This is a genomic window from Kitasatospora sp. NPDC057738 (assembly GCF_042798815.1).
Classification (GTDB): domain Bacteria; phylum Actinomycetota; class Actinomycetes; order Streptomycetales; family Streptomycetaceae; genus Kitasatospora; species Kitasatospora lactacystinica.
Genome location: NZ_JBHVJT010000069.1, coordinates 43,296 through 53,873 on the forward strand (window position 1 = coordinate 43,296; position 10,578 = coordinate 53,873).

General features: G+C 72.9%; 11 protein-coding genes and 1 pseudogene. 5 read left to right on the top strand and 7 right to left on the bottom strand.

All coding sequences use genetic code 11. From position 1 onward, the window contains the following. Positions 1 to 243: 243 nt before the first annotated feature. Positions 244 to 2,073, bottom strand: coding sequence for an acyl-CoA dehydrogenase (locus ACFVGO_RS30585; RefSeq protein WP_359898008.1), 1,830 nt, complete (start codon positions 2,071 to 2,073; stop codon positions 244 to 246). 213 nt (positions 2,074 to 2,286) lie between these two features. On the opposite strand from ACFVGO_RS30585, the gene ACFVGO_RS30590 reads away from it, so the two are divergent. Next, positions 2,287 to 2,790 (top strand): SseB family protein, encoded by a 504-nt coding sequence (locus ACFVGO_RS30590; RefSeq protein WP_380635241.1) that lies wholly within the window; start codon positions 2,287 to 2,289, stop codon positions 2,788 to 2,790. Between the two features lie 123 nt (positions 2,791 to 2,913). Continuing rightward, positions 2,914 to 3,873, top strand: a complete 960-nt coding sequence (locus ACFVGO_RS30595) for a pirin family protein (RefSeq protein WP_359898009.1) — start codon at positions 2,914 to 2,916, stop codon at positions 3,871 to 3,873. A gap of 157 nt (positions 3,874 to 4,030) precedes the next feature. Here ACFVGO_RS30595 and ACFVGO_RS30600 read toward each other — a convergent pair whose 3' ends face one another. Continuing rightward, positions 4,031 to 4,852, bottom strand: a complete 822-nt coding sequence (locus tag ACFVGO_RS30600; RefSeq protein ID WP_359898011.1) for an integrase — start codon at positions 4,850 to 4,852, stop codon at positions 4,031 to 4,033. Positions 4,853 to 5,055: 203 nt separating this feature from the next. On the opposite strand from ACFVGO_RS30600, the gene ACFVGO_RS30605 reads away from it, so the two are divergent. Beyond that, on the top strand, positions 5,056 to 5,199 hold the full coding sequence (locus ACFVGO_RS30605; RefSeq protein WP_380635243.1) for a hypothetical protein: 144 nt from the start codon (positions 5,056 to 5,058) through the stop codon (positions 5,197 to 5,199). Between the two features lie 88 nt (positions 5,200 to 5,287). On the opposite strand, the gene ACFVGO_RS30610 is transcribed toward ACFVGO_RS30605, so the two are convergent. Both ACFVGO_RS30610 and ACFVGO_RS30615 read right to left on the bottom strand, forming a co-directional pair. Beyond that, entirely contained in the window at positions 5,288 to 5,896 is a 609-nt protein-coding gene (locus ACFVGO_RS30610; RefSeq protein ID WP_380635245.1) for a TIGR03086 family metal-binding protein, read from the bottom strand. Further along, positions 5,893 to 6,759 carry an alpha/beta hydrolase gene (locus ACFVGO_RS30615; RefSeq protein ID WP_359898017.1) on the bottom strand — a complete coding sequence of 289 codons (867 nt, stop codon included), beginning with the start codon at positions 6,757 to 6,759 and terminating at the stop codon, positions 5,893 to 5,895. The genes ACFVGO_RS30610 and ACFVGO_RS30615 overlap by 4 nt, the downstream gene beginning before the upstream one ends. Before the next feature lie 153 nt (positions 6,760 to 6,912). Between ACFVGO_RS30615 and ACFVGO_RS30620 the strand changes: the two genes are divergently transcribed. Next, positions 6,913 to 7,554 (top strand): TetR/AcrR family transcriptional regulator, encoded by a 642-nt coding sequence (locus ACFVGO_RS30620; protein ID WP_380635248.1) that lies wholly within the window; start codon positions 6,913 to 6,915, stop codon positions 7,552 to 7,554. Here ACFVGO_RS30620 and ACFVGO_RS30625 read toward each other — a convergent pair. Beyond that, positions 7,551 to 8,861 carry an amidase gene (locus ACFVGO_RS30625; RefSeq protein ID WP_359898020.1) on the bottom strand — a complete coding sequence of 437 codons (1,311 nt, stop codon included), beginning with the start codon at positions 8,859 to 8,861 and terminating at the stop codon, positions 7,551 to 7,553. The genes ACFVGO_RS30620 and ACFVGO_RS30625 overlap by 4 nt on opposite strands. Positions 8,862 to 8,881: 20 nt before the next feature. Beyond that, on the bottom strand, positions 8,882 to 9,112 hold the full coding sequence (locus ACFVGO_RS30630; RefSeq protein ID WP_359898022.1) for a hypothetical protein: 231 nt from the start codon (positions 9,110 to 9,112) through the stop codon (positions 8,882 to 8,884). A gap of 183 nt (positions 9,113 to 9,295) precedes the next feature. Between ACFVGO_RS30630 and ACFVGO_RS30635 the strand changes: the two genes are divergently transcribed. Next, entirely contained in the window at positions 9,296 to 10,234 is a 939-nt protein-coding gene (locus tag ACFVGO_RS30635; protein WP_380635251.1) for an LAETG motif-containing sortase-dependent surface protein, read from the top strand. A gap of 87 nt (positions 10,235 to 10,321) precedes the next feature. Here the strand turns inward: ACFVGO_RS30635 and ACFVGO_RS30640 are convergent. Then, positions 10,322 to 10,578, bottom strand: a pseudogene (locus ACFVGO_RS30640) (hypothetical protein); the annotation flags it as partial.

Genomic DNA, 10,578 nt, shown 5'->3' on the forward strand with positions numbered 1-10,578 from the left:
AGTCGACTTCGCACCTGAGCATATGCCCGTACACGGACACGGCATTCGGAACGCCTCAACCGCGAACCGGCCCGCGCGGCCGGTGGTTTCCGTCCTCCGGACCGCGGCCGCGGACACACCGAAGGGCCCGGTGGCAGCCGGGCCCTTCGGTGCGAGGGTGTGTCAGGCGGTTCGAATGCCGGGAGGCGGCCCGCCCGGCGCGCCCCGGGAAGGGCGGTGGCGGGTGGCCCCGGGACGGGTGGCCTAGAAGGCCTCCTCCGCCAGCTCCATGATCTCGTTGTCGATGCCCTCGGCGATCAGTCGCTGCGGGGCGACGGTCGGCAGGACGTTCTTGGCGAAGAAGCGGGCCGCCGCGACCTTGCCCTGGTAGAAGGGGACGTCCTTCTCCGAGGCGCCGGCCTCCAGCTTGGCCAGGGCCACCGCGGCCTGGCGCAGCAGCAGCCAGCCGACCACGACGTCGCCGGAGACCATCAGCAGGCGGGTGGTGTTGAGGCCCACCTTGTACATGTTCTTGACGTCCTGCTCGACCGAGGTCAGGTCGGCGATCAGCTTGCCGACGATGGCCTCCAGGTCGCCCGCGGCCTTGGCGAGCAGGTCGCGCTCGGCGGCCAGGGCGTCGCCGCCCTCGGCGGAGCCGATGAACTTCTGGATCTGCTCGTTCAGCGCGGTGAGCGCCTGGCCGCCGTCCTTGACGATCTTGCGGAAGAAGAAGTCCTGGCCCTGGATCGCCGTGGTGCCCTCGTACAGGGTGTCGATCTTGGCGTCCCGGATGTACTGCTCGATCGGGTACTCCTGGAGGTACCCGGAGCCGCCGAAGGTCTGGAGCGACTGGGCGAGCTGCTCGTAGGACTTCTCCGAGCCGTAGCCCTTGACGATCGGCAGCAGCAGGTCGTTGAGGCGCTCGGCGGCCTCGTCGCTCTCGCCGCGCAGCTTGGCGGCCATCATGTCGTCCTGGGTGGACGCGGTGAACAGGACCAGCGCGCGCATGCCCTCGGCGTAGGCCTTCTGGGTCAGCAGCGAGCGGCGCACGTCCGGGTGGTGGGTGATGGTGACGCGCGGGGCGGTCTTGTCCAGGAACTGCGATATGTCGGCGCCCTGCACGCGCTCCTTGGCGTACTCCAGGGCGTTCAGGTAGCCGGTGGAGAGGGTGGCGATGGCCTTCGTGCCGACCATCATGCGGGCGAACTCGATGATCTTGAACATCTGGCGGATGCCGTCGACCTTCTCGCCGAGCAGCCAGCCCTTGGCCGGGTGCTTGGCACCGAAGGTCATCTCGCAGGTGTTCGAGGCCTTGAGGCCCATCTTGTGCTCGACGTTGGTGGCGTAGACGCCGTTGCGCTCGCCCAGCTCGCCGGTCTCCCAGTCGAAGTCGAACTTGGGGACGATGAACAGGCCCAGGCCCTTGGTGCCCGGCTTGCCGCCCTCGGGGCGGGCCAGCACCATGTGGATGATGTTCTCGGACATGTCGTGCTCGCCCGAGGTGATGAAGCGCTTCACGCCCTCGATGTGCCAGGAGCCGTCCTCCTGCTGGATCGCCTTGGTGCGGCCGGCGCCCACGTCGGAGCCCGCGTCGGGCTCGGTGAGGACCATGGTGGAGCCCCACAGGCGGTCGGTCATCCGCTTGGCGACCTCGAGCTGCTCCTCGGTGCCCTCCTCGGCGATGACGCCGGCGAAGGCCGGGCCGGAGGAGTACATCCAGATGGCCGGGTTGGAGCCCAGGATCTGCTCGGCGAAGGCCCAGATCAGCGAGTTCGGGGTGACCTGGCCACCGATCGACTCCGGGATGCCCAGACGCCACCACTCGGCGTCCATGAAGGTCTGGTAGCTCTTCTTGAAGGTGGCCGGGACCGGCGCGGTGTTGGTCTCCGGGTCGAACACCGGCGGGTTGCGGTCGGTGTCGGCGAAGGACGCCGCGAGGTCGTTCTCGGCGAGGCGTGCGATCTCGCTGAGGATGTTCTTCGCGGTCTCGACGTCCATGTCCGCGAACGGTCCGGTGCCGTACACCTGCTCGCGGCCGAACACCTCGAAGAGGTTGAACTCCACGTCCCGCAGGTTGGACTTGTAGTGACCCATGGCCGTTATCTCCGGTTCGTCGCTTCCGGGAGACCGCCGCGTTCCGGCGTCCCGTACCCACCAGTAGGCATCATGATGCTACCCAGCGGTAACTTGGGCAAGCCCCCGCCGGTGAATCCGCTATGAACGTGGTCACGTCCCACAGTCGGGGCGACCACTCCTTGTCAGGATCGATGCCAGCACAAGAGGGTGCGCTCCCGCTAGCCTGTCCGTGTGTACGGATATGACCAGAACACATACCCGGGCGACCCCTACCAGCAGCAGGCGGGACCGCAGCAGGGCATGAACGGCATGCCCGGACCCGACGCCTACGGCGGGCAGTCGCAGCCCCCCCAGCAGTCCCTGTACCCCGAACCCTCGCCGCCCTCACTCGCGGACGCCGTGCGGGCCTTCACCACCGGCTCGATGGCGGTCGAGGACTTCCAGGCGATCTTCATCACCTCGAAGGTGCACTGCCCCCGCGGCGACCGCCCCGGCTTCCTGGCGCTGCACAACACCCCGACGCCGGTGATCCCGATGTTCAGCTCGCTGAAGGAGCTGCGCCGCTACGCGGGCAAGGAGTCCAAGCACTTCACCGTGACCGGCGCCGAGGTCCTGGACCTGCTGCCGACCGGCTACGGCTTCGCGCTGGACATGGAGGGCGAGCACCGGATGGTGTTCGACGCCAAGGCCGTCGAGCAGATGGTCGACTTCACGATGCGCCGGATGTACGGCTGACCCATCCTGGAAGAGGAGCCCCCGCTCCTCCGTCACTACATAGTTCAATTTTCAACTTGCTTGTTGTTGAGAATTGAACTAACCTCGTGCACGTAGGCCAGACACCCCCCGAAGGAGGCCGACATGCCCGCCGTGACCGTCGACAACCCGCTGACCCTCCCGCGCGTCGCCACGCCGGACCCCGCCGTCACGAGCGCACGGCCGGTCCTCACCGTGGCGACCGCCCCCGAGGGCTTCGAAGGCGAGGGCTTCCCCGTCCGCCGCGCCTTCGCCAAGATCAACCAGAAGTACCTCGACCCGTTCATCATGATGGACCAGATGGGCGAGGTGGATTATGCGGCCGGCGAGCCGAAGGGAACCCCCTGGCACCCGCACCGCGGCTTCGAGACCGTCACGTACATCATTGACGGAACGTTCATCCACCGGGACTCGCACGGCGGTGGCGGCACCATCACCGACGGCGACACCCAGTGGATGACCGCCGGCTCCGGCCTGCTGCACATCGAGAGCCCGCCGGAGTCGCTGGTGAAGTCCGGCGGCCTCTTCCACGGTCTCCAGCTCTGGGTCAACCTGCCCGCCTCGGACAAGATGATCACCCCGAAGTACCAGGACATCCGCGGCGGCAGCGTCAAGCTGCTCAGCACCGAGGACGGCGGCGCGCTCCTGCGCGTCATCGCCGGTGAGCTGGACGGCCACCAGGGCCCGGGCACCACCTTCACCCCGATCACCATGATCCACGCCTCGATCAGCCCCGGCGCCCAGATCACCCTGCCCTGGCGCGCCGACTTCAACGCCCTCGCCTACGGCCTCGCCGGCAACGGCTCGGCCGGCACCGAGCACCGCCCCTTCCACCGGGGCCAGGCCGTCGTCTTCGGCGACGGCGACTCCATCACCCTGCGCGCCGACGAGAAGCAGGACTCCCGCGACAACAACTTCGAGGTCGTCCTCCTCGGCGGCCTCCCGATCCGCGAGCCCGTCGCCCACTACGGCCCGTTCGTGATGAACAGCCACCGCGAACTCCAGCAGGCCATGGAGGACTTCCAGGCCGGCCGGCTCGGCACCATCCCCGCCGACGGCCACTGAGGACCCCGGAGCCGGAACGGCGGAACGGCGGAACGGTCGCAGGTGTCGCCTGCGGCCGTTCCGTCGTTCCGTCGTTCCGTCGTTCCGCCGTTCTGTCGTCTCTGCGCCGCCCGAACCCGACCCCGGCCCCGCGCCCGCGGTCCGGGTGCCGGCTCCGCTACAGCAGCGCGTAGAGGGCCGAGGCGTCGTCGTGCGTCTTGCCGCGCGGCCAGCGCTCGCAGCCGGCGTCCGCCCGCTCCACCGCCCGGACCTGGGCGATCAGCTCGCCCGGCCCCGACTCGGCGAGCAGCCGCAGCACGTCGCCCCAACTGCCCAGCCCGAAGCGCTCGGTGTAGCGCGAGGCACCGTCGGTGAGGGCCGCCAGCGCGTGCAGCCGGTCCAGCCGGACGAAGCCGGTCTCGGCGTGCTCGGCCGCCCGGGGGCTCGCGGCGGCGATCCACGGGCCGGCGCCCCGGTTGCGGGCGGCGCGTACGGCCATCGCGTACTCCAGGTGCAGCGCGGCCCGCTCGGCCGAGCCGGGGACGGTCTCCCAGACCTGGTGGCGCAGCTCCTCCCCGCCGGGGAAGCGCTGGTTGTCCCCGATCACCTTCGGCGGACCGTCCTTCAACTCCAGCACCAGCAGGGAGTCGCCGAGCACCAGGTACTCCAGCGCCTCGCCGTGCCGCCGGGCCGCGACGACCATCGCGGCGGGGGTGTTGGGGTGGGCGAGGTCGCAGCGGCCGCCGTGCAGCGCGGCCGTCTCCACGATGGCGTCGGCCAGGCACTCGGCGATCGAACGGTCCGCCCGGTCGGTGAGCCGGGCGAGCAGGTGCACGCCCAGCCGGCGCACGTACCAGGCCGTCCCGTGCCGGCACCCGGACTCCAGACCCGCCGGCGAGCTCGCGCCGTCCAGCAGGACCAGCGCCTCCGGCGAGGCCGCCACGAAGTCCTCGCTCTCGCGGTCGGGCCGCCGTGCTTCCCCTGCGAGCTGTAGCTGCATCCCGACAGTGTGGCCGCCGCGCGTGGCCCGCGCCCAGACCCGTGCGCCGGTGTGGCGCGGGCCGGGGCGCGACGCCCGGTGGCAGCCGGGGTGATTCGGCCATACCATCGGACAGTGACCGGACGATTCGGCCAATCGGAGCGGGCCGGGTTTGGGATCACCTTCGGGTGTCCGGGCCGCCCGCGACTGACGAGGAGCGGAAGATGTTCTGGCAGTTCATCGTGTTGCTGGCCGCCTCGCTCGGCTTCCCAACCGCCGCCCTGCTCTTCCTGATCGGCGGGCCGCGCTTCCCCGACGAGCCGCGCGGCCCCGAGACCCGGGGCACCGGCGCCACCCGGGCCTCCTAGGGTTTCCGGGATCCCCTGCGTCCCGGAAACCCTGGGAGGCCCGGAGGCCCGGAGGCCCGGAGGCCCTGCAGCCCCGCGCCCCGAGCCGCTACGGCTTCCAGGCCGGATCGCGGCCGAGCAGCACCAGGGCGCGGGCGAACCGCCCGTCGCCGCCGCCGGGTTCGAGCCCCGGGCCGAAGGCCCGGCCGGGCGCCCGGTGTTCCTCGGTGTTCGGGACCGCCTCGGTCACCGTCAGCAGCGCGGCGGCCAGCGCGTCGTCGCCGTCCACCGCCGCGACCAGCCCGTCCGCGGTGCCGAGCGCGGCGGCGACGTCCCAGCCGTGCACCAGGGTGTCCAGCAGGTGGAAGCCCACCGCCTGGGTGAACGGGAACGGGCCGCCGTCGCGGATCTCGGGCAGCCAGAGCGGCCGGTCCTCGGCTGCCGCCGCCCGGAAGGCCTCGACGAGGTCGGTGCCGGTGCGGCGGAAGGTGCCCGCCGGGTCCGCGCCGAGCGGGGCGTCCGCGAACAGCGCGAGGTCGGGCCCGGCACCGCGGGCGGCCGCGGCGAAGCCCTGGTGCTGGCCGACGCAGTGCTCCAGCAGCTTGCGCAGCGTCCACCCGGCGCAGGGGGTGGGCAGGTCGAGCTGGTCCGGCCGCAGGCCGTCCACCACCTGGACGGCCAACTCCATGGCCTGTGCGTGCAGTTCGACGATCCTCATACGACAGCGACCTCCCGGCCGGCAGAGATGAATCCGATCACCTGATCAACGACGGTCGGCTCCGCGATGATCCTGCGGTGGCCGAGCCCCTGAGTGACCACCAGGTCCAGCCGCTCCCCGTACGCCCCGCGCAGCCGCTGCGCCTCGCTCGGCGGGACGATGCCGTCGCCCTCGTCGTGCACCACCAGCACCGGCCCGGCGACCGCCTCGACCCGGCGCGCCGCGTCGTAGCGTTCCCAGCCCCCGGCGTCCCCGCCGAACAGCTCCCGCTCGATCCGCTCCCGCAGCGCCCGCTCGACCTCGGCGTTCAGCCCGAGCCCGGCACAGAACGCGGCCGGGAAGAAGCCGACCCGGGACACCCCGGAGACGGCCGCCAGCCGACCGGCCCGCAGGCCGTCGGCCAGCGCCCCGAAGGCCGCGCAGACGCCGAGCGAGTGCGCCACCACCGCCTCGAACGGCCCGTACCGCTCCTGGAGTCGCAGCGCGAGCTCGCGGTACTCCAGCACGCTGGTGGTCCGGCCGCCGGAGTCGCCGTGGCCCGGCGCGTCGAAGGCGACGGCGCTCAGCCCGAGCGCCCGCAACCGGGGCACGTACGGGGCGAACCGGGAGGCCCGGGAGCGCCAGCCGTGCAGCAGCAGGACCGGCCGCTCGCCGCTCCCCCAGCGGTAGCCGACCACCGGTTTGCCGCCCACGGCGAGCCGCTCGGTGACCGCCCGCCCGTGCACCTCCCGCTCCGAGTCGCGCACCCGGCTGCGCCGCACCGGGTGCATGAACAGTTCGAAGGCGGCCCGCCCGGCCAGGCCGGGAGCGATCCGGGCCGTGGGGTTGAGGGTCGTACGGATCAGTGCCTGAACCGGGTCCATCGGATCTCCCTGCTCTCCGCGCTCCTTGTCACGCCTCGCTCGCGGCGAGATATTAGCACGACCGTTCGTGCAGTTTTCAGCGGCTTTCCGAGGCCCCCGAGGTCCACGCACTACCCTGGGCGGCACGCACGACGAGCAGAACAGGGGCGGACGATGGCCGGACCGACCACCGACGGACGGGTCCTGCGCGGCGAGGAGACCCGCCGGGCGGTGCTGCGCCGCGCCGTCTCCATCGCCTCCGTCGAGGGCCTGGACGCGCTCTCCATCGGCCGCCTCGCCACCGACCTCGGGCTCAGCAAGAGCGGCGTCTTCGCCGGCTTCGGCTCCAAGGAGGAACTGCAGCTGGCCACCGTCCGGGCCGCCCGCCGGATCTTCGCCGACGCCGTCGTCGCCCCGGTCGCCGACGTCCCGCCCGGCCTCGCCCGGGCCCGCGCCCTCTGCGAGAGCTGGCTCGCCTACTCCCGCGCCCGGGTCTTCCCCGGCGGCTGCTTCTTCTACGAGGTCACCGCCGAGTTCGACGCCCGCCCCGGCCCCGTCCGGGACGCCCTGGCCGGCTGCGCCCGGGAGTGGTCCGACACCGTCGGCGAGGCCCTCGACGCCGCCCGGACCACCGGTGGCCTGCGCCCCGACACCGACCTCGGGGACCTCGCCTTCGCCCTGATCGCGGTCCTGGAGACGGCCAACTCCCAGGCCGTGCTGCACGACGAGGACGCCCCGTACGAGCGGGCCGGCCGCCTGCTGCTGCGCCTGCTGCGCGCCGGGGCCACCGACCCGGCCGACCCGGCGCTCGCCTAACGCCCCGCCAACACCCCTTCGATGAAGGCCGCCTGGGCCAGCAGCCGCTCGTCGCCGCCCGCCGCGCCGACCACCTGGAGCCCCAGCGGCAGCCCCTCCGCGGTCCGCCCGGCCGGCAGGCTCAGCGCGGGCCGCCCGAGGAAGCTCCACGGCAGGGACATCACCGCGTCCCCGGTGCTGTGCAGGCCCTCCGGCGCCCCGCCGGTCGCCGAGGGCGCCAGCCACAGGTCCACCCCGGCCGCCGCACCCGCCGCGGCCACCCGTTCGACCAGCCGCTCCCGGAACCGCAGGGCGGCCTCCCGGTCCTCGGCCGCGACGGCCCGGCCGGCCCGGATGCCCGCCACCGTCTCCGGCCGGTAGAGCCCGCCGAAGCGGGCGAACCAGTCGGCGTGGCCGCGGGCCAGCTCGAAGCGGTTGACCGTCTGCAGCCGCCGGGTGATCCCGGCGAAGTCGGGGAACAGCTCGACCCGGCGCACCGTGAACCCGGCCCGCGCCAGCCGCGCCAGCTGTTCCTCGAAGGCCCGCAGCGCGGCCGGTTCGGCGTACTCCAGGTACGTGCCGTCCGGCACCCCGAGCACGGGTCCGGGCGCCTCGCCGCGCTCCGGCCGCCAGTCGTCGCAGAGCAGCGGGGCCACCAGGGCGGCGCCCGCCAGGTCGGCGGTGAAGGTCCCCAGGGTGTCGAGACTCGGCGCGTTCGGGATCACCCCCGCGATCGGGATCCGCCCGTACGTCGGCCGGAAGCCCACCACCCCGCAGTACGCGGCCGGGCGGATCACCGAGCCGACCGTCTGGGTGCCGATCGCCAGCGGCACCAGCCCGGCCGCGACCGCCGCCGCCGAACCGCTGCTGGAACCGCCCGGGGTGTGCCCCGGGCGGTGCGGATTGCGGGTCGGACCCGGGGCGCTCGCGGCGAACTCGGCGGTCACCGTCTTGCCCGCGACCAGCGCCCCCGCCGCCCGCAGCCGGTCCACCACCACGGCCTGCGGTCCGGCCAGCACCCCGGGCGGCAGCGCCGAACCGCCGTGCGTGGGCAGCCCGTCCACGCGCACGATGTCCTTGACGCCCACCGCCACCCCGTACAGCGGCGGCCGCCCGTCCGGCTCCGGGTACCGCGCGGCCAGCTCCCGTGCCTGCGCCCGCAGCCGCTCGTGCCGGCCGGGCTCCGGCACGAACGCGTGGATCAGCGGGTCCACCCGCTCGACCAGCGCGCACAACCGGTCGACGTACTCGGAAAGTTCCGGCACACCGGCGCGCAGCCCGGCGGCCTCGTCGGTCAACGGCCGCGGCCGGACGAGGGGTTCCTCCATGCCGAGCACGGTAGCGCCGTCTACGGGTGCTCGGCCGCCAGGTACGGCGCCTCGCGCAGGAAGTACGCCCCACAGGTGTGGCAGCACAGCTCCGGGGTCTTCCCCCAGTCCACCGCCGACCGCACCCGCGCCTGCGGATCGAGCTCGCGGCCGCACATCGCCACGCTCTCCTCACCCCGGACCACGTGCCACAGCCGCACCCCGCCGGCCTCGCCGCCGGCCCCGTACTCGGCTCGCATCTGGTGCATCATGCCCCCCATCGTCCGACCGCCGCGCGCGCCCGGCAACCGGAGAACGGCAGAACGTCCCCTGGTCGAAATCCGGCCACGGCAGCACGGTAGGGTGCGCGGTCGCGACCAGTGCCAACGGCTCGACCATGGCCTCAATTCGCCTGATTTCAGCCAAATTTCATCCAAAAATGGGGGACCTCCACCATGCGCAATTCCCGACTCCTGGCCGCGTCCACGCTGGTGGCACTCTCGCTCGGCGCCACCGCCGGCGCCGCCACCGCCGGTGCCGTGGGCATCACCGCCTCTCCGAGCGCCGGCGCCACGGCCACGCCGTCGGCCTCCACCCCGCCGAGCGCCGGCGCCACCACCCCCGGCAGCCCGGCCCCGACGGCCACCGCCAAGCCGACGAACCTGCCGACCCGGCCGGTGCCGACGCCGACCGTCGACAACCGCTGCCACGGGGGCGTCTACCAGAGCAACCTGCTCAAGGTCACCGGCACCGGCCTGTACGGCACCACCCTGGTCAAGGGCGGCCAGGCCGCCGAGATGACCATGACCTGGGAGAACAAGAGCGGCGTCGACCTCCCCGTCGTCCACAACTCCCTCTACGTGACCGATGAGTTCGGGGACCGTCCGGTCCAGTGGAGCACCGAGTTCTTCGACGTCCAGCTGGACACCGGGTCCGGCTGGAAGCCCGCCAAGCTCGACGACCGGGCCCTCCTGGCGCCCGATTTCAAGCTGGCCAAGGGCGAGAAGATCACCTACAAGGTCCGGATCGCCGCCACCGCCAAGGCCCCGGTCGGTCACTACGGCGCGAACTACGAAGCCGGCTCGGACGCCTTCGACAACGACAAGGTCCCGACTCCGGCCAACAACAAGCCGCAGGCGTGCACCCAGTTCCTCGACGACTACCTGGGCGAGTTCAACGTGGGCGAGACCGGTGCCACGACGGCCACCACCGCCCCGGCCACCAAGGCCCCGGCCGCCACCGCCTCCCCCTCGCCCTCCGGCGGCCCGCACCTGGCCGAGACCGGCTCCAGCTCCAGCACCCTGCCGATCGCCCTCGGCGGCGCGGCCGTCCTGGCCGTCGGCGCCGGCACCCTGGTCGCCCTGCGCCGCCGCAGGTCGGCCACCCGGAGCTGACCCCTCCCCGGTCGACCCCGAGGGGCGCGGGCCCACAGCCCGCGCCCCTCGTCGTTTCCGGCCGCCGGCCGCCGGCCGCCACTTGTCCTACGACGCCGCGCGCAGCAGCGCCCCGTCCTGCCACTTCAGGATCTTGTCGAAGCTGACGATCGCCCCGCGCAGCGGATGGTTGCGCAGCTGGACGTGGTCGGTGAGCGCGTGGATGAGGAAGAGGCCGCGGCCGGATTCGGCGGTGAGGTCGGGAAGGGTGTCCAGGTCGACCGGGCGCAGCGTCGGGGCGCTGGGACGGCAGGGCAGGACGTGGGTGTCGTACGGGTGGCCGTCGCGGCGGGGCCGGTGGGCGG

Excerpts from the sequence above, each read along its gene's own strand:
- ACFVGO_RS30585 (WP_359898008.1), bottom strand. The coding sequence starts at position 2,073 with ATGGGTCACTACAAGTCCAACCTGCGGGACGTGGAGTTCAACCTCTTC.
- ACFVGO_RS30595 (WP_359898009.1), top strand. The coding sequence starts at position 2,914 with ATGCCCGCCGTGACCGTCGACAACCCGCTGACCCTCCCGCGCGTCGCC.
- ACFVGO_RS30600 (WP_359898011.1), bottom strand. The coding sequence starts at position 4,852 with ATGCAGCTACAGCTCGCAGGGGAAGCACGGCGGCCCGACCGCGAGAGC.
- ACFVGO_RS30605 (WP_380635243.1), top strand. The coding sequence starts at position 5,056 with ATGTTCTGGCAGTTCATCGTGTTGCTGGCCGCCTCGCTCGGCTTCCCA.
- ACFVGO_RS30610 (WP_380635245.1), bottom strand. The coding sequence starts at position 5,896 with ATGAGGATCGTCGAACTGCACGCACAGGCCATGGAGTTGGCCGTCCAG.
- ACFVGO_RS30615 (WP_359898017.1), bottom strand. The coding sequence starts at position 6,759 with ATGGACCCGGTTCAGGCACTGATCCGTACGACCCTCAACCCCACGGCC.
- ACFVGO_RS30620 (WP_380635248.1), top strand. The coding sequence starts at position 6,913 with ATGGCCGGACCGACCACCGACGGACGGGTCCTGCGCGGCGAGGAGACC.
- ACFVGO_RS30625 (WP_359898020.1), bottom strand. The coding sequence starts at position 8,861 with ATGGAGGAACCCCTCGTCCGGCCGCGGCCGTTGACCGACGAGGCCGCC.
- ACFVGO_RS30630 (WP_359898022.1), bottom strand. The coding sequence starts at position 9,112 with ATGATGCACCAGATGCGAGCCGAGTACGGGGCCGGCGGCGAGGCCGGC.
- ACFVGO_RS30635 (WP_380635251.1), top strand. The coding sequence starts at position 9,296 with ATGCGCAATTCCCGACTCCTGGCCGCGTCCACGCTGGTGGCACTCTCG.